A 19978-nucleotide genomic window follows, 5' to 3' on the forward strand; every position below is an offset into this window, starting at 1 on the left:
GGTGGGTGGGTGGTGTGGTCACCGTCCTTCCCGGGCGTGCCGGGCGATCTGCCGCAGGGCGGCGGCGAAGTCCTCGGCCGCCCGGCGGACGGCCCCGGTGTCGTGCACGGCGGGCCGGTGGTGCCAGGTGAAGGCGAGGCGTCCGTGCTGGGCCGCGCCGACCACCTCCAGCGGGTGGGAGCCGCCGTCCCGGGGGTCGTGGTCCTGGCCGAAGGAGCCGAGTTCGGCGCGGACCAGGCCGTCGCCGGCGGTCTCGGGCCGGGCGTCCCACTGGCCGAGGTAGTTGAAGACGATCTGGCCGTGCCCGCCGGCGGCGAGGCGCTCGCGGATCTCGGGGGTGCCGAAGGTGCGCAGGGCGCCGAAGCCCAGGCCGTTGCCGGGCACCGCGCGCAGCTGTCGGCGCACGGACTTCACCAGGGCGCGCCAGTCGCGGTCCGGATCGGGCCGGTCGGCGTCGGGGACGTGGAAGGTGACGGGGTGGACGGTGGTGAACCAGCCGACGGTGCGGGACAGGTCGACGCCCTCCACCAGGTCCTCCCGGCCGTGTCCTTCCAGGTCCAGGGCGATCCGCTGCTGTCCGCTCCAGCGGGCCAGGGCGAGGGCGAGCGCGGCGAGCAGTACGTCGTTGACCCGGGTGCGGTAGGCGGCGGGGGCGGCGCGCAGCAGTGCCTCGGTGTCCGCCTCGTCGAGTTCGACGGTGACCGCCGCGCTCTCGGCGCCGTCGCCGTCGCCGTCGCCGTCTCCGTCTCCGTCGGCGGTTTCGCCGAGGTCGGCCGGGCCGCCGGGCAGGGCCGTCCGGGCGCTCACCGCCTCCTCCCAGTACGGGAGTTCGTGGTCCAGGCCGCCCTCGGCGACATGGCCGGCGAGCCGGTGCGCCCAGTCCCGGAAGGAGGTGCCGCGCTCCCCCAGGGTGATCGCCCCGCCGCGGACGGCCTGCCGGTGGGCGCTCTCCAGGTCGTCGCGCAGCACCCGCCAGGAGACGGCGTCGACGACCAGGTGGTGGGCGACCAGGAGCAGCAGGGCGGGGTGCTCCGGGTGGCCGGTGAACAGGGCGGCGCGCAGCAGCGGGCCGCGGGCCAGGTCGAAGCCGGCGTGGAGTTCGTCGGCGGCCTTGGCCATGGCCGCGTCGGCGGCCTCGGCGCTCTGCCCGGTCAGGTCGTAGCGGATCAGGAGGTCCTCGGCGGGGGCGGGCGGCGGGTTGAACTGGTGCCAGCCGGTCGCGTCGCGGGTGAAGCGCATGCGCAGCGCGTCGTGGTGTTCCAGCAGGGCGTCGAGGGCGGCGCGCAGTGCCGTCGGGTCGGGGTCGGCGCCGAGTTCGAGCAGGGTGGACTGGTTGAAGTGGTGGTGGGCGGCGCGCGGGGTGGTCAGGAACCATTCCTGGATGGGGGTGAGCGGCAGGCCGCCGGTCACCGGGCCGTCGTCCGCGCGTTCGGTGGCGGTGCGCACGACGGTGGCGAGTTCGGCCACGGTCTGGTGGCTGAACAGGTCCCGGGTGGCCAGGTGGAGGCCGTCGCGGCGCAGCCGGGACACCACCTGCATGCTGAGGATGGAGTCGCCGCCGAGCAGGAAGAAGTTGTCGTCGGCGCCGACCTCGTCGAGGCCGAGGACGTCGGCCCAGATCCGGGCGATCCGGCGTTCGAGGTCGGTCTCCGGTGCCCGGCCCGGGCCGGCGGTGGCGTGGGCGGGCCCGGGGTCGGGCAGGGCCCGGCGGTCGAGTTTGCCGTTGGGGGTGAGCGGCAGGGCGGCCAGCGGGACGAAGGCCGCGGGGACCAGGTGGGGCGGCAGGGTTTCGGCCAGGTGGAGGCGGAGTTCGAGGGCGGGCGCGCCCGTGGCGGCGTCGGTGGGCACGACGTAGCCGACGAGCCGTCCGCCGCCGGGGCCGTCGGCGCGGACGGTGACGACGGCGTCGCGCACCAGGGGGCTGCGGCGCAGGGCGCTCTCGATCTCCCCGGGTTCGATGCGGAAGCCGCGCAGCTTGATCTGTTCGTCGGCGCGGCCGGCGAACCGGAGTTGGCCGTCGGCGTCGCGGCGGGCGAGGTCCCCGGTGCGGTACATCCGGTCGCCGGGGGCGCCGTACGGGTCGGGCAGGAAGCGCTGGGCGGTGAGGCCGGGGCGGCCGAGGTAGCCGCGGGCGAGGCCGGGGCCGGCCAGGTGGAGCTCCCCGGTGACGCCGGGCGGCACCGGCCGCAGGGCGGTGTCCAGGACGTACGCGCGGGTGGCGCCGCTGGGCCGGCCGATCGCGGGGGTGCCGGTGCCGGGGGTGAGCGGGCCGGTCCAGCTGGCGACGACGGTGGCCTCGGTGGGGCCGTAGGAGTTGATCATCCGTCGGCCGGGGGCCCAGGTGTCGACCAGGTCGGCCGGGCAGGCCTCGGCGCCGACCACCAGGGTGCGCAGGTCGGGCAGGGCGGCGGCGGTTGCGGGTTCCACGGTGGCCAGGGCCGCCGGGGGGATCAGGGTGTGGCTGATCCGGCGGGCGGCGAGGACCTCGGCGAGCCGTTCGCCGACCAGCGGTCCTTCCTCGCCGGTGACCAGGGCGGCCCCGGAGAGCAGGGAGATGCACAGTTCCAGCACGGAGGCGTCGAAGCTGGGCGAGGCGAACTGGAGCACCCGGTCGCCGGGGCCGACGGCGTACTGCTCGGCGGCGGCGGCCGCGAAGACGGCGAGGCCGGCGTGGGTCACCAGGACGCCCTTGGGGGTGCCGGTGGAGCCGGAGGTGTAGACGACGTAGGCCGGGTGGGCGGGGGTGAGGGCGGTGGTGCGGTCGGCGTCGGTGGGTGCGGTGTCCGGGCCTTCGGCGGTCCAGACCCCGGCCGGGTCGTCGAGCACCAGGTGGGCGGCGGCGTCGCGGACCATGAACGCCCGCCGGGGCTCCGGGTAGTCCGGGTCGACCGGGAGGAAGGCGCCGCCGGCCTTGGCGACGGCGAGCTGGGCGACCACCATGGCCGCCGAGCGGGGCAGGGCGAGGGCGACCAGCCGCTCGGGCCCGACGCCGCGCCCGATGAGGTGGTGGGCCAGCCGGTTGGCGGCCCGGTCCAGTTCGGCGTAGCTGAGTTCGCGCTCGCCGTCGTGCAGGGCGGGTGCGTCGGGGGTGGCGGCGGCCCGGCGTTCGAACAGCTCGGGCAGGGTGGCTTCGGGCACCGGGCGGAAGGTGCCGCCGGTCTCGGCGGGCGGCGTGTCCGGTCCGGCCAGCGGCAGCGCGCCGACGGCGCGGGCCGGATCCTGGGCGACGGCGGTCAGCAGGGTGGCGAGCTGGCCGGCCATCCGCTCGACGGTGGCCGGGTCGAACAGGTCGGTGTTGTAGGTGAGCAGGCCGTGCAGCGCGCCGCTCCCGGTCTCGACGAACTCCAGCACCAGCTCGAAGGCCGTCCGTACGGCGTCGGGCTCGATGCCGGTCACGTCGAGGCCCGGCAGGTCGAGTTCGGCGGACGGCGCGTTCTGGAGCACCACGTGGACCTGGAAGAGCGGGCTGCGGCTGGTGTCGCGCACCGGCTGGACCTCGTCGACCACCTTCTCGAAGGGCACGTCCTGGTGGGCGAAGGCGTCCAGGACAGTCTGCCGCACCTCGCCGAGGAGGGCGTCGAAGGACTGGCCGGGTTCCACCCGGGAGCGCAGCACCAGGGTGTTGACGAAGAATCCGACCAGCTGCTGGATCTCGGGCCGGTGCCGGCCGGAGGTGATGGTGCCGACGGTGATGTCGGTGTCCCCGCTGAGCCGGGCCAGGTAGGCCTGGGCCGCGGCGACCAGGGTGGTGAACAGGGTGGCGCCGCGTTCCCGGCCGACCTCGGCCAGCCGGCGGGCGGTGTCGGCGGGCAGCTCCAGGCGGACGGTGGCGGCGTTGGCGGCGTTGGCGGCGCGCACCGCGGGTCGGGGCCGGTCGGTGGGCAGCCGCGGCGGTACCACGCCGGTCAGTTGGCGCTTCCAGTAGGCGAGCTGTTCCCCGGTGGGGGCGCCTTCGGTGCGCTGCCAGTGGGCGTAGTCGGCGTACTGCACCGGTAGTGGCGCCAACTCGGTTTCCGCGGAGTCGAGTTCGAGACGGTAGAGGTGGGCCAGGTCGGTCAGCAGCACGCCGCTGGACCAGCCGTCGGTGACCATGTGGTGCAGGGTCAGCGCCAGCACGTGGTCGTGGTCGGCGAGCCGGGCCAGGGTGGCGCGCAGCAGGGGTCCGCGGCGCAGGTCGAAGGGGCGGGCGCGTTCGGCGGCGAGCAGGTCGCGCAGGGCCTGCGGCCGTTCGCCGGCGGGACGGCCGGAGAGGTCGTGCAGCGGCAGCGGTACGACGTGCGGCGGGTTGACCAGTTGCACGCCGTGGCCGTCGATGCTGTCGAAGGTGGTGCGCAGCGACTCGTGCCGGGCCGTCAGGGCGTCCAGGGCCGCGCCGAGGGCGCCGGGGTCGAGGGTGCCGCGCAGTCGCAGCGCGAGCGCGACGTTCTCGGCGACGCCGGGGGTGAACTCCTCCAGGAACCAGAGGCGTTGCTGGGCGTGGGACATCGGGGCCGCGCCCGTGCGGGGCACCGGCACGACGGGCGGGCGGGCCGGGGTGCCGGACGCCTCGGTGAGCAGCCGGGCCAGGCCGGCCGGGGTGGGGTGGTCGAAGACCGCGCGGGGGCCGAGGTCGGCGCCGAAGGCCTCGGTGAGGCGGGCGGCGAGCCGGATGCTGAGGATGGAGTCGCCGCCCAGGGCGAAGAAGTCCTCGTCCGTGCCGGGCGGGCGGATGCCGAGGACCTCGGCGAAGACCTCGGCGGTGCGGTGTTCGGCGGCGGTGCGCGGTTCGACGCGGGCGCGGCGCCCGTGGCCGGGCCGTTCCTCGGGAGCCGGGAGGGCGGCGCGGTCGACCTTGCCGTTGCGGCTCAGCGGGAGGGCGGGGAGCGGGACGACGGCGGCCGGGACGAGGTAGTCGGGCAGGGTGCGGGCGGCGAAGGCCCGCAGCTCCTCGGGGTCGACGGCGCCGACCGGGTAGGCGACCAGCCGGCGGGCGCCGGGCCGGTCCTCCCGGACGACCACGGCGACGTCGGTGACCCGCGGGTGGGCGGCGAGGGCCGCCTCCACCTCGGCGGGCTCGACCCGGAAGCCGCGGATCTTCACCTGGTCGTCGGCGCGGCCGAGGAATTCGACGGTGCCGTCGGGGCGGCGCCGGGCGAGGTCCCCGGTGCGGTACATCCGGGCACCGGGCGGGCCGGAGGGGTCGGCGAGGAAGCGGGCGGCGGTGGCGCCGGGGCGGCCGAGGTAGCCGCGGGCCAGGCCCTCGCCGGCCAGGTAGAGCTCGCCCGCGCAGCCCGGCGGGACGGGCCGCAGCCGGCCGTCCAGGACGTGCGCCCGCCGGTCGTCCAGCGGGCGGCCGATCGGGACGGTGTCGGGTACGGCCGCGGCGTCCGGGAGGGCGTGGGCGGTGGCGAAGGTGGTGGTCTCGGTCGGACCGTAGCCGTCCGTGACGGTCAGTCCGGGGCAGGCCGCCAGGACGCGGCGTACGGCGGCGGCGGGCACCACGTCGCCGCCGGTCCACAGGGACCGCAGGCCGGTGAAGCAGTCCGGCGCGTCCTGGGCGAGCAGCCGGAACAGTCCGGCGGTGAGCCACAGCGCCGTCGGTCCGTCCGGTCCGGAGAGGCGGCGCAGCAGTGCGGCGTCCACCGGGCCGGCGGGGGCGACGAGCACGCAGCCGCCGTTCAGCAGCGGTGCCCACACCTCGAAGGTGGCGGCGTCGAAGGCGACCGGCGAGTGCAGCAGCACCCGGGCGCAGCTGCCGTCGGTGAAGCGGCTGTCGGTGGCGAGCGAGGCCACGTCGCGGTGCCGGACGGCGACGGCCTTGGGTTCGCCGGTGGAGCCGGAGGTGTACATCACGTACGCCAGCCGGTCGGGGTCGGCGGGCGGCAGGTGCGGGGCGGCCGCACCGGTCCGTGCGGCGGCGACCTGCTCGGCGGTCAGCCGGTGGGCGGCGCCGGCCCGGTCGAGCAGGGTGCGGCGGCGCTCCTCGGGGGCGCGCGGGTCGACGGGCAGGTAGGCGCCGCCCGCCTTGAGGACGGCCAGCTGGGCGACGACAAGTTCGGTGCCGCGGTCCATCGCCAGCGCCACCCGGTCCTCGGGGGCCAGGCCGTCGGCGAGCAGCCGGGCGGCCAGCCGGTCGGACCAGTCGGCGAGCCCGCGGTACGTCAGTTCGTGCTCGCCGTCGCGCACGGCGGGGGCGTCGGGGGTGCGGCGGGCCTGTTCGGCGAAGATCCCCAGCGGGCTGCGCGGCGCCGGCGGGCGGGCGGTGGTGTGCCAGGAGGCCAGCAGTTCGCGGTCGGCCGCGGTGAGTGGGTCCAGCGCGGCGAGGTCTCCGTCCAGGCCGTCGGCGAGGCCGGTCAGCAACAGGGCGAGGCGTTCGGCGGCGTCCCGGACGGTGCCGTCGTCGAACAGGGCGGGGTCGTAGGCCAGGTCGAGGGCGAGCTGCCCGCTGAGGTGGGCGCGCAGGCACCAGGGGAAGGTGGTGGCGTCTTCGGCGCGCACCTCGACCACCCGCACGCCGGTGCGGTCCGCGGCCGACTCGTCGACGGGGTAGTTCTCGAACACCAGCATGCTGTCGAACAGCGGTTCCCCGGCGGGCAGTTCGCTCAGGGCCTGGATGCGGGGCAGCGCCAGGTGGTCGTGGCGGCGGCCGTCGCTCTGCCGGTCCTGGAGGTCCCGCAGCCAGGGCAGCACGCCGCCGGTGGCGGGCGGCCGGACCCGGGCCGGCACGGTGTTGATGAACAGGCCGATCATCGTCTCGACGCCGGGCAGTTCGGCCGGCCGTCCGGAGACGGTGGTGCCGAAGACGACGTCCGCGGTGCCGCCGTAGCGGGCCAGCAGCAGCGCCCACGCTCCCTCGACCAGGGTGTTGACGGTCAGTCCGGCGGCGGCGGCGTTCTCCCGCAGCCGGGCGGAGAGCGCCTCGTCGAGGACGCGGTGGACGGCGGCGGTGGCCCGGGCCCGGTGCGCTCCGGCGGGCCGGCGGTCGTAGGGCAGCGCGGTCCGTTCGGTGAACCCGGCCAGGGCGCCGCTCCAGTGGTCCTCGGCGGCCTGTCCGTCCTGGTCGCGCAGCCAGGCCAGGAAGTCGGCGAACGGGCGCCGGACCGGGCGGGGCGCCTGCGGTCCGCCGGTGAGCGCGGCGTACTCCTCGCACACCTCGGTGAGCAGCTGTCCGGTGCTCCAGCCGTCCAGGATCACGTGGTGGGTGGACCAGAGCAGCAGCACCTCCTCTCCCGGCAGCGCGGCCAGGGCCAGCCGGCTGAGCGGCGCGGTGCCCAGGTCCAGCCCGGCGGCCCGCTCCTCGGCGAGCAGCCGTTCGGTCCCCTCGGCGCGCTGTTCGGCCGTCAGCGCGCGCCAGTCCAGGTGGCGGACGGGCAGGGCGGCGCGGCGCGCGACCAGCTGGACGGGGTGCGGCAGGCCGCGCCAGTGCACGGAGGTACGCAGCGCCGGGGTGCGGTCGGCGACCTGCTGCCAGGCCGCGGCGAAGGCCGCCGGGTCGGCGACGCCGGCCAGCCGTACGGCGATCCGGTCCACGTAGGCGCCGTCCTCGTCGACCAGGCCGTGGAAGAGCATGCCGGACTGCAGGGGGGTGAGCGGCAGCACGTCCTCGGTGTCGCGGCCGTCGCCGACCAGGGCGTCCAGCCGCTCCTGGTCGAGGCCGGCCAGCGGGAAGTCGGACGGGGTGCGGCCGCCGGCGCCGGGGCTCGCGCAGTGTTCGGCCAGCTCGCGCAGCGCCTGGAGGGTCTGCTCGGCGAGGGCGCGGACGGTGGCCTCGTCGTAGCGGGCCGCGGGGTAGGTCCAGCCCAGTTCGAGCCGGCCGTCCTGGACCGCCCCGATGACGTCCAGCAGGTAGGGGCGGGGCTCGTCGGGGTCGGTGTCGCGTCCGGCCGGGGGCAGCGAGCCGCGCAGCAGCCCGTCGGCGGCGGTGCTGCGGCTGTCCCACTGGCCGTGGTAGTTGAAGCCGATCAGCGGCGCGGCCGCGCCGGCCGGCAGGGCGGACGGGTGCAGGTGGCGCAGGGCGCCGTGGCTGAGTCCGCGCAGCGGGACGGCGCGCAGCTGCTCCTTGACCGAGCGCAGGGTGTCGTGCCAGCCGGCCCCGGGGTCGACGTGCAGGGCGAGCGGGAACTCGGCGGTGAACCAGCCGACCGTCCGGGAGAGGTCCTGGTCGGCGAAGAGGTCCTCGCGGCCGTGGCCCTCCACCCCGATCAGTACGGAGTCGCGGCCGCACCAGCGGGCCAGGGTGCGGCCCAGCGCGCTGAGCAGGACGTCGTTGACCTGGGTGCGGTAGACCTCCGGGACGTGCCGCAGCAGCGCCTCGGTGGTCCGTTCGTCCAGGGTGACGGTGACGGTGGCGGCGGTGCCGTGGGTGTTGGGGCCGGGCCGCCCCTCGGGCAGCCCGGCCGGGGCCTCGCCGGTGCGGGTCCAGTACGCGCTGTCGCCGTCCAGGGCGCCGGAGCGGGTGTGCCGCTCCAGCCGGGCGGCCCAGCGGGTGTAGGAGGTGCCCGGCTCCGGCAGCCGGACGGGTGCGCCGGTGCGGGCGGCGCGGTAGGCCGCTTCGAGGTCGGCGAGCAGGATGCGCCAGGAGACGCCGTCGACGGCCAGGTGGTGGATGGTCAGGACGAGCTGGTCGGGCTGGTCGGGCTGGTCGGGCTGCCGGCCCTCGTCACGGTGCGGGCCGCCGTCGAAGAACAGGGCGCGCAGCATCCGGCCCTCGACCGGGTCGAGGGAGCGCTGCGCCTCGTCGGCGGCGCGCTGCACCTGCGCTTCCGTGCCGGCCGGGTGGTGGGTGAAGACGCCGTCCGGTGCCTGCGCCAGGACCTCCTGGTGCCAGCCGGACCCGCCCCGGCGGAAGCGGGTGCGCAGCGCCGGGTGGTGCTCCGCCAGGGCGAGCACCGCGGTCCGCAGGGCGGCCGGGTCGGTGCCCGGGGCCAGGGCCAGCCGCTGGGTCATGGTGAAGCGCAGCGCCTCGCCCGCCCGGCGGCCGTCGAGGTACCAGTGCTGGATCGGGGTGAGCGGCGCCTCGGCGGGCTCGGCCTCGTCCACCTCCGTCCGTACCGACGACTCACCGGCGCACAGGGCGAGTTCGGCGACGTTCTGGTAGCGGAAGACGTCCTTGGTGGTGAGGGCGAGGCCGGCGGCGCGGGCCCGGGAGACGATCTGGATGCTGAGGATGGAGTCGCCGCCGAGGGCGAAGAAGTTGTCCCGGGCGCCGACCCGCTCCATGCCAAGCACCTCGGCCCAGATCGCGGCGAGCCGCTGCTCGGTGCCGGGCCGCGGGGCGACGTACGGGGTGGTGCGGTCCGGCTGGGCGGGCGGGGCGGGCAGGGCCCGCCGGTCGGTCTTGCCGCTGACGGTGCGCGGGACGCGGGCCAGCGGGACGAACGCGGTGGGCACCAGGTGGTCGGGCAGGGTGCGCCGCAGCCAGGCCCGCAGTTCCTCGGCGGGCGGCACCCGGTCGCCGGCCGGCACCGGGTAGCCGACCAGCAGGGTCCGGCCGCCCTGTTCGCGGGCGGCGACGGCGCAGTCCGCGAGGTCGGGGTGGGTCAGCAGGGCGGCCTCCACCTCGCCGGGTTCGATCCGGAACCCGCGGATCTTGACCTGCTCGTCGGCCCGGCCGAGGAACTCCAGCTCCCCGTCGACGGTCCAGCGGGCCAGGTCGCCGGTGCGGTACATCCGGGTGCCGGCCGGCCCGTACGGGTCGGCGAGGAAGCGGGCGGCGGTCAGCCCGGGCCGGTTCAGGTAGCCGCGGGCGACCTGTTCCCCGGCCAGGTACAGCTCCCCGGGCATGCCGGGCGGTACCGGGCGCAGCGCGCCGTCCAGCACGTGGGCGGTGACGCCGCGGCCCGGACGGCCGATCACCGGGCGTCCGGGGTGGTCCGCGCAGCGGGCGTAGGCGGCGTCGACGGTGCACTCGGTGGGCCCGTACAGGTTGTAGGTGCTGATGCCGTACTCGGCCTGGGCCGCGCACAGGTCCCGCCAGGTGGCGGCGGGGATCGCCTCGCCGCCGAGCTGCAGCAGCCGGGGGTGGTGGGGGGCGGGGGCGAACAGTCCGGCGGTGGCGAGTTCGCGCAGCAGGGAGGGAGTGACGTTGACGACGTCGAGCCGCCGGTCGACGATCCGGGTGAGGAAGGCCTGCGGGTCCAGCCGGACGTCCTCGTCGATCAGGTGGAGTTCCTGGCCGGAGACCAGCAGCAGCGGGCCCTCCCAGCTGGTGTCGAAGGAGAGGGAGGCGCTGAGGGCGACCTTCAGCCGGCCGCCGTCGGCGGTGTGCGGGGCGAGCATCCCCTCCCGGTGGTCGCGGCAGAGGTTGACCAGCTGGCGGTGCTCGACGACCACGCCCTTGGGGCGGCCGGTGGAGCCGGAGGTGTGGATCAGGTAGGCGGCGTTCCCGGGCAGCAGCGGGGCGGTCCGTTCGGCGTCGGTGAGGTCGTGGCCGGGCAGGGCCTCCCACGGCACCTCGCGCAGGGTGTGCTCGGTCAGCACCGTGCGCGGCCGGGTGTCGTCGAGCAGCAGGGCGGCCCGCTCCTCGGGCAGGTCCGGGTCGACGAACTGGAGGACGGCGCCGGCCTTGAGCACCGCGAACAGCGCCACCAGCAGGTCGGAGGTGCGCGGCAGCCGGACGGCGACCACCTGCTCCGGGCCGGCGCCGAGGGCGGCCAGGTGGCGGGCGAGGCGGTTGGCCCGGGTGTTGAGCGCGGCGAAGTCCAGGGTGGCGTCGCGGGCGACCAGCGCGGTGGCGTCCGGGGTGCGGGCGGCCTGCTCCTCGAACAGGGCGGTGAAGGTGGTGTCGGGCCCGGGCAGCGGCTCGCCGCGCCCCTGCCGCAGCACCTGCTCCCGCTCCTCCCCGGTCATCAGCGGCAGCGCCCCGACGGCCGTGTCGGGCGCGTCGGCGGCGGCCGCCAGCAGGGTGGTCAGCCGGTCGGCGAGCTGCCGGGCGGTACGGGCGTCGAAGAGCCCGGTGCTGTACTCCAGGTAGCCGGTCAGGCCGCCGTCGTGCTCGGCGAAGTCGAAGGAGAGGTCGAAGGTGGCGTTGCGGACGGGCGGCGTGAGGGGTTCCACCGTCAGGCCGGGCAGCCGGGGCGCCTCGGCGCCGAGGTTGTGCAGCGCCACCATCACCTGGAACAGCGGGGTGCGGCTGGTGTCGCGCTCCGGCTGGAGGACGTCCACCAGCCGTTCGAAGGGCACCTCCTGGTGGGCCAGGGCGTCCAGGACGGTGGCCCGCGTGGCGGTCAGCAGCTCGTGGAAGGACAGCTCGGGGCGGATGTCGCCGCGCAGCACCAGGGTGTTGACGAACATGCCGACCACGTCGTGGAGTTCGCCCTGTTCGCGGCCGGAGGTGACGGTGCCGACGGCGATGTCCGTCTGCCCGGTCCAGCGGGCCAGCAGCACCTGGCAGGCGGCCAGCAGGACGGTGTAGAGGGTGCCGTCGGCCTCCCGGCCGCGCTCGCGCAGCCGGGCGGTCAGCCCGGCGGGCAGGGTGAAGGTGACCAGCGCGCCCTCCCGGGTGCGCTCCGCCGGGCGCGGCCGGTCGGTGGGCAGCTCCAGCGGGGCCAGGCCGTCCAGGGTCCGGCGCCAGTGGTCGAGGTCGGCCTCGGCGGCGGCGGTGCGGGTGCGCTGCCAGGCCGCGTAGTCGGTGTACCGGACGGGCGGCGCGGGCAGCCGCGGGCGGCGGCCTTCGAGGGCGGCGGCGTACAGCTCGCCGAGGTCGCGGCCGAGCACGCCCATCGACCAGCCGTCGGTGGCGATGTGGTGCACCGCCAGGGCGAGGACGTGCTCGTCGGGGGCGGTGCGCAGCAGGCGGGCGCGCAGCACCGGGCCGGCTTCGAGGTCGAAGGGGGTGGCGGCGATCCGCTCCAGGCGGGCGTCCAGGTCGGCCGGCGGGACGTCCTCGCGGGGCAGTTCGACGGGGTGGGGCGGGCGCACCACCTGCCGGGCCCGGCCGTCGCGTTCGGCGTAGGTGGTCCGCAGTGCCTCGTGCCGCTCGACCAGGGCGTCCAGGGCGCCGCCCAGCGCGGCCCGGTCGAGGGTGCCGCGCAGCCGCAGGACGGACAGCGAGGTGTACTCGGTGCTGCCGGGCTCGAAGCGGTCGAGGAACCAGAGCCGCTGCTGGGCGTAGGAGAGCGGCGGTTCGCTGCCCGGGTCGGCGGCGGGGATGGCGGGGACGGCGGTCCGTGCGGCGCCCGGGCCCGGCTCGCCGAGCGCCTCGGCGAGGTCGGCGAGCACGGGGTGGGTGAACAGCAGCCGGGGCGAGAGGTCGGCGGAGCCGAAGGCGGCGCGCAGCCGGGCGGTGACCCGCACGGCGAGGATGGAGTCCCCTCCGAGGGCGAAGAAGTCGTCCTCGGCGCCGATCGGGCCGGCGTCCAGGACCTCCGTCCAGGCCTGGGCGACCAGCCGCTCGGCGGGGGTGCGCGGCGCGGTGCGCTCGCGGCCGGCGGCGTAGCCGTCCGGTCCGGGCGCCGGCAGGGCGCGCCGGTCGAGCTTGCCGTTGGGGGTGAGCGGCAGGGCGGCCAGCGGCACGTAGGCGGCGGGCACCAGGTAGGCGGGCAGCAGCCGTTCCAGGTGGGCGCGCAGCTCGGCGGCGCCCGGGGGCCGCCGCGGGTCCGCGCCGACGACGTGGGCGACCAGCCGGCGGGTGCCGGCGGTGTCCTCGTGGACGCCGACGGTGGCCAGGCCCACGCCGGGGTGGGTCTGGAGGGCGGCCTCGATCTCGCCGGGTTCGATCCGGTAGCCGCGGATCTTGACCTGCTGGTCGGCGCGGCCCAGGTAGCGCAGGGTGCCGTCGGCCTGCCGGCGGGCCCGGTCGCCGGTGCGGTACATCCGGGTGCCGGGGGCGCCGAACGGGTCGGCGAGGAAGCGGGTGGCGGTCAGGCCGGGCCGGTTGAGGTAGCCGCGGGCCAGCCCCTCGCCCGCCACGTACAGTTCGCCGACCGCGCCCGGGGGCAGCAAAGCCAGGTCGTCGTCGAGCACGTACAGCCGCAGGTCGGCGATGCCGGTGCCGATCGGGCCGGGGCCGCCGGCGGTGGCGGTGGCGAGGTCCAGCGCGGTGTGGGTGACGTGCACGGTGGTCTCGGTGATGCCGTACATGTTCACCAGGCGCGGCGCGTCCTCGGGGTGGCGCCGGTACCAGTCGGCGAGCCGGGTGACGTCCAGCGCCTCGCCGCCGAAGACCACCGTGCGCAGTGCCAGCCGGGCGGAGACGTCCGGGAGCCGGGCGTCGGCGCGGGCCAACTGGTGGAAGGCGGACGGGGTCTGGTTGAGGACGGTGACCCGCTCGTCGGCGAGCAGCCGCAGGAAGTCCTCCGGGGAGCGGGCGGTGTCCTCGGGTACCACCACGAGCCGGCCGCCGTGCAGCAGCGGGCCCCACAGCTCCCAGACGGAGAAGTCGAAGGTGTAGGAGTGGAAGAGCGTCCAGACGTCCTCGGCGCCGAAGCCGAACAGCTCCCGGGTCCGCTCGAAGAGCCGTACCACGTTGGCGTGCGGCACCACGACGCCCTTGGGGCGGCCGGTGGAGCCGGAGGTGTAGATGGCGTAGGCGGGGCTGTCGGGCAGCGGGCGGTGGCCGGGGCCTCCCCGCGGGCCGAGCGGGCCGGCCGGGCGCCGGGCCAGGTCGGCGCGCACCCCGGGGTCGGCCAGGGCGAGGACGGGCACGTCGACGCCGGTCGGCCCGTCCGGGACCTCCTGGGTCACCAGCGCCACCGGGGCGGCGTCGCGCAGCAGTTCGGCTCTGCGTTCGGCGGGCAGGCCCGGGTCGAGCGGCAGGTAGGCCGCGCCGGTCTTGAGGACGGCGAGGACGGCCACCACCAGCTCGGCGGTGCGGGGCAGCGCGAGGGCGACGTACCGCTCGGGGCCGGCGCCGAACCCGGCCAGCCGGTGGGCGAGCCGGTCGGCCCGGGCGTCCAGTTCGGCGTAGTCGAGGTGCTCCTCGCCGCAGGTGACGGCCTCGGCGTCCGGGGTGCGGGCGGCCTGCTCCTCGAAGAGCTCGACCAGGCTGCGCCCGGGCCGGCCCTGCGCGGTGCCGTTCCAGTCGACCAGCAGCCGGCGCCGCTCCTCGGCGGTGGTCCAGGCCAGCGCGCGCAGCGGGCGGTCCAGTCCGGCGGCCAGCTCGGTGAGCAGCAGGCAGAGCCGCTCGGCGAGGGCGCGCACGGTCGCGGCGTCGAACAGGCCGGGGTCGTAGCCGAGGTCGAAGCCGACCTGCCCGCCCTGGTAGGCGCGCAGCACCAGCGGGAAGCTGGTGGCGTCCCGGGAGGAGACCTCGGCCAGGCGCACCCCGGTGCCGGCGGCCCGGGCGTCGTCGAAGGGGTAGTTCTCGAAGGCGACGATGCTGTCGAACAGCGCGCTGCCGGACGGGACGTCGCTGCAGCCGGTGAGTTCGGCGAGCGAGACCGCCGAGTGCCGGCGGGCCTCGGCCTGGTCGTCCTGGAGTTCCCGCAGCCAGTGGGCGGCGGTGCGGGCGCCGTCCACCCGGACCCGGGTGGGCAGGGTGTTGATGAACATGCCGATCATCGACTCGACGCCGGGCAGTTCCTCGGGCCGGCCGGAGACGGTGGTGCCGAACAGCACGTCCGGTTCGCCGCTGTAGCGGGAGAGCAGCAGCGCCCAGGCGCCCTGGACCACGGTGCCCAGGGTCAGCCCGGCGTGGCGGGCGGTGCGGGCGAGCCGCTCGGAGACCTCCTCGGACAGGGCCGCGCTGTGGCTGCCGGCCGAGCGGGCCCGGTGGGCCTCGTGCCGCACCCGGTCGGCGGGCAGCGGGGTGGCGGTGGCGAAGCCGTCCAGGACGGACCGCCAGTGGGCCCGGGCGGCCCCGGCGTCCTGCCCGGCGAGCCAGTGGACGTAGTCGGCGAAGGGCCGGCGCACCTCCGGGGCGGGCGCCGCGCCGGTGGTGAGCGCCGCGTACTCGGCGAACACGTCGGTGAGCACCTGGGCGAGGCTCCAGCCGTCCAGGATCAGGTGGTGGGAGGTCCACAGCAGTTGGACCCGGGCCTCGGGCAGCCGGACCAGGGTGAGCCGGGTGAGCGGGGCGGTGGCGATGTCCAGGCCGAGGGCGAGGTCCTCGGCGCGCAGCCGGGCCAGCCGTTCGGCGCGCTCGGCCGGGTCGGCGGCCCGCAGGTCCAGGTGGGTCACCGGCAGCCGGACGCCCCGGCGCACCACCTGGAGCGGGGCGGGGACGCCCTCCCAGACCACCGAGGTGCGCAGCGCGGGCGTGCGGTCGGCGACCCGCTGCCAGGCCAGGGCGAGGGCGTGCGGGTCGGCGACGCCCTCCAGCAGCAGGGCGGCCTGGTCCAGGTAGACGTCGTCCTCGCCGCCGACCAGGCGATGGAAGAGCATGCCCTCCTGGAGCGGGGTGAGCGGCAGCAGGTCCGTCACGTCCCGGCCGTCGCCGACCAGCCGGTCCAGCGTCTCCTGGTCGAGCCCGGCGAGCGGGAAGTCGGAGGGGGTGCGACCGCCGGCGCCGGGGCGGGCGCAGTGCTCGACGATGGCGCCCAGGGCGGTGGTCACGGCCTCGGCCAGCCGCCGGACGGTGTCGGCCTCGTGGACCACGTCGCTGTAGTGCCAGGTGAGTTCGAGTTCGCCGTCGGCGACCACGGCGGAGACGTCGAGCAGGTGGGCCGGCGGCTCGTCCGGGGCGAGGTCCGGGCCGGGGGCCGGCCCGGCGGGGGCGAAGTCGCCGGCCTCGGGGGCGGTCCACTGGCCGTGGTAGTTGAAGCAGACCTGCGGCAGCGGGACGTCCCGCAGGGCCCCGGCGCCCTCGGCGGGCGAGCCGAGCCGGGCGAGGGCCTCGTAGCCCAGGCCGCGGCGGGGCACGGCGCGCAGCCGCTCCTTGACCTGCTTGAGGGTGGCGGCCCAGTCGGGGGCGTCGGCGGGGCCGGCCGGGGCGAGGGTGACGGGGTACTGGGTGGTGAACCAGCCGACGGTGCGGGACAGGTCGAGGTCGTCGAAGAGGTCCTCGCGGCCGTGGCCCTCCAGGGCGACGGTGACCCGCCCGGTGCCGGTCCAGTCGGCGAGGGCCCGGCCCAGCGCGCTGAGCAGCACGTCGTTGACCTGGGTGCGGTAGACCTCGGGGACCTTGCGCAGCAGCGCCGCGGTGGTGGCCCGGTCGAGCCGGCTGCGCAGGGTGCGCACCGTGCCGGCCGTGGGGGTGCCGGGCAGGTCGACGGGCAGCGGCTCGACGGGGGCGGCGGTCTCGGCGCTCCAGTACGGCAGGTCCGCGTCCAGGCCGCCGGCCCGGACGAGTGCGGCGAGCCGGTGGGCCCAGTCGGTGAACGCGGTGGGCTCGGGCGCGGGCTCGGGGGCGGCGCCCGCGGCGGCCCGCCGGTAGGCCTCGGGCAGCTCGGCGAGCAGCACCCGCCAGGAGACGCTGTCCACGGCGAGGTGGTGGGCGGTCAGGAAGAGCTGGGGCCGCTCCCCGCCGGCGGGGCGGAACAGGACGGCGCGCAGCAGGGCGCCGGTGGCCGGGTCCAGTTCGGCGCGGGCGGCCTCGGCGGCCGCGGTCCGGTCCGCGCCCGGGTCGAGGGCGGTCAGCGGTCCTGCGGCGTCGGCGACCGGTTCCTGGCGCCGGCCGGCCCCGGTGCGGGTGAAGCGGGTGCGCAGCGCGGGGTGGGCGGCCACCAGGGCGGTCAGCGCCCGTTCCAGGGCCGGTTCGTCCAGATCGTGCGGCAGGTCGAGCAGCATCGACATGGTGAAGTGGCGCAGCGGGCCGTGGGCGGCGAAGAACCATTCCTGGACGGGGGTGAGCGGGGCGGGCCCCTCCTCCCGGTGCCGCTCGACGGCGGCCCCGGCGCCGGCGGTGCGGGCGGCGGCGGCCAGGTCGGCGACGGTCTGGTGGCGGAAGACGTCCTGGGAGCCGATCCGCAGGCCTTCGGCGCGGGCCCGGGAGACGGCCTGGATGCTCAGGATCGAGTCGCCGCCGAGTTCGAAGAAGTTGTCGGTGACGCCGACCCGGGGCACGCCGAGCACCTCGGCCCAGATGGCGGCGAGGGTCTCCTCCTCCGGGGTCCGCGGGGCGACGAACTCCCCTTCCCGGGCCTCGGTTTCGGGGGCGGGCAGGGCGCGGCGGTCGAGCTTGCCGCTGGTGCCGAGCGGCAGCGCGTCGAGCACGGTGAAGGAGGACGGCACCAGGTGGTCGGGCAGCACCCGGCGCAGGGCGGCGCGCAGTTCGGCGAAGGGGCGGGCGGTACCGTCGGCGAACACCAGGTAGGCGGCCAGCCGGTTCTGTCCGTGGGCGTCGGGGACGGCGACCACGGCGGCCGCGGCGACCTCCGGCAGGTCGAGCAGGGCGGCCTCGATCTCGCCGGGTTCGATCCGGTGGCCGCGCACCTTGACCTGGTCGTCGGCACGCCCGAGGTACTCCAGGCGCCCGTCGGCGGTCCACCGGGCGAGGTCGCCGGTGCGGTACATCCGGCTGCCGGGCGGCCCGTACGGGTCGGCGGTGAAGCGGGCGGCGGTCAGGCCGGGGCGGCCGGCGTAGCCGCGGGCGACCTGCGCGCCGGCCAGGTGGAGTTCGCCGCTCACCCCGGGCGGCACCGGCCGGAGCCGCCCGTCCAGGACGTAGGCGCGGACGTTGGGCAGCGGGCGGCCCACCAGCGGCCGGTCCCCGCCGTCGATCCGGCAGGCGAGCGCGTCGACGGTGCACTCGGTGGGGCCGTAGTAGTTGTAGGCGGCCACCTCGGGGCGGGCGGCGAGCTCGCGCCAGAGCCTGGGGGCGACCGCCTCGCCGCCGAGCATCAGCACCCGGGGGCGGTGGCGGGGGTCGTCGAGCAGTCCGGCGGGCAGCAGCTGGCGCAGGTAGGAGGGGGTGAGGTCGAGGAAGTCGATCCGGTGGCGCACGACGTACTCGACCAGGGCGGCCGGGTCCATCCGGGTGGTCTCGTCGACCAGGTGCAGCGGGTGGCCGTCGGCCAGCAGCAGCAGGCCCTCCAGCGAGGTGTCGAAGGAGAGGGAGGCGGTCAGCGCGACGTTCAGCGGCCCGCCGCCGGCGTCGGCGACGAAGCCGGCCCGGTGGGCGGCGAGCAGGTGGGCCAGGGCGCGGTGCGGGACGGTGACGCCCTTGGGGCGGCCGGTGGAGCCGGAGGTGTAGAGCACGTACGCGGTGGTCGACAGGTCCGGCGGGGCGAGCGGCCCGGTGCCGCCGGTGTCGTCGCCGGTGTCCGTGTCGCCGGGGTCGGTGTCCGCCAGGGCGCGCAGGGTCTCCTCGTCCAGCAGCAGGGCCGGGCGGGCGTCCTCCAACAGGTACTGGACGCGCTCCTCGGGCAGCGCCGGGTCCAGCGGCAGGTAGCCGGCGCCGGCCTTCCAGACCGCGAGGACGGCCACCACCAGGTCGGCGGTGCGCGGCAGCCGCAGCGCGACCAGCCGTTCGGGGCCGGCGCCGCGGGCGATCAGGTGGCGGGCGAGCCGTTCGGCGCGGGCGTCGAGGGTCGCGTAGTCGAGCCGCTCCTCCCCGGCGACCAGGGCGAGGGCGTGCGGGGTCAGGGCGGCCCGGCGGCGGAACAGTTCGGGGTGGCTCACCGCTTCGACGGGCAGCGCGGTGGCGTTCCAGTCCCGGGTGATCCGCTCGGTCTCCCGCGCGGAGAGCAGCGGCAGGGTGGCGAGCGGGCGGTCCGGTTCGGCGGCGGCGCCCTCCAGCAGCCGCAGCAGTTGGTCGGCCGTCCGGCGGGCGGTGGGGGCGTCGAAGAGGTCGGCCCGGTACTCCAGGACGCCGGTGAGCGCCTCGCCGTCGGGGACGAACTCCACGCTGAGGTCGAAGGTGGCGGCCTGCCGGGGCACGGTGACCGGGACGGTGGCGAGTCCGTGCGGGTCGCCGGCCCCGGCCGCGGCCGGGGCGGGGTGCAGCAGCACCAGCACGTCGAACAGCGGGTTGCGGCCGGCCTCGCGGGGCGCGCCGACCGCCTCGACGATCCGCTCGAACGGCGTGTCGCCGTGGGCGAGGGCGTCGTTGCCGGTCTCGGTGGCGGCGGCGAGCAGCTCGCGGAAGGAGGCGTCGGGCGCCACCCGGGTGCGCAGGACCACCGTGTTGACGAAGCAGCCGACGGCCCGTTCCAGCTCGGTGCGGGTGCGGCCGGCCATCAGGGAGCCGACGGTGACGTCCTCCTGGCCGGACCAGCGGGCCAGCAGCGCCTGGGTGCCGGCCACCAGCGCGGTGTTGAGGGTGCCCTGCCGTTCGGCGGCGAGTTCGCGCAGCCGGGCGGTGAGCGGCGCGGGGACGGTGAAGGTGTGCAGGGCGCCGGGGCCGGCCTCCTCGCCGCGCCGGGGGTGGTCCAGCGGCAGTTCCGGCGGCACCGCGCCGGCCAGCTTCTCCTTCCAGTGGGCGAGTTGCTTCTCCAGCCGGTCGCCGGAGAGCTGCTCGCGCTGCCACACCGCGAAGTCGGGGTACTGGGCGGCGACCTCGGGCAGCCCGGGTTCGGCGCCGCGGGCCAGGGCGTCGTAGGCGGTGCAGAGTTCGTCCAGGACGACGCCCATGGACCAGCCGTCGGTGACGATGTGGTGGGCGGTCAGCTGCAGCACGTGGGCGTGCGGTGCCTCGGCCACCAGCAGGGCGCGCAGCAGCGGCCCGCCGGCGAGGTCGAAGGGCCGGGAGTACTCCTGGAGCAGGATCGCGTCCAGGCTCTCGCCGTCGGCCGGTGTGCGCACCGGCAGCTCCACCGGCCCGGCCGGAAGGACGGTCTGCACCGGCCGGCCGTCGCTCTCCGCGAAGGTGGTGCGCAGCGCCTCGTGGCGCGCCACCACGGCGGTCAGCGCCGCGGCGAGGGCCGCGCGGTCCAGCGCGCCGGTGAAGCGCAGGGCGACGGCGCTGTTGTAGCGCGGGTCGCCGGGGCGCAGCCGGTCCAGGAACCAGAGCCGCTGCTGGACGAAGGAGGGCGGCAGCGGCCGGCTGCGGTCGGCGCGCGGGATGGCCCGGTCGGCGGCGGTCTGCGCGGTGCCGGCCCGGCCGGCCAGCCGCCTGCGCAGGGCCTCGCGCAGGTCGGCGGGCAGGGCGGCGGCGCGGTCTCGCTTCGAAGTCGTCATGGTC

Annotated in this window: 1 protein-coding gene; it reads right to left on the reverse strand. The window is 76.9% G+C overall.

The window, feature by feature from the left end:
• Positions 1-18 precede the first annotated feature (18 nt).
• Positions 19-19974: a non-ribosomal peptide synthase/polyketide synthase gene (locus ACWGJO_RS12515; protein ID WP_452183408.1), complete on the reverse strand. Its 19956-nt coding sequence runs from the start codon at positions 19972-19974 to the stop codon at positions 19-21.
• Positions 19975-19978 lie beyond the last annotated feature (4 nt).

This window comes from Kitasatospora sp. NPDC054795 (assembly GCF_053611565.1).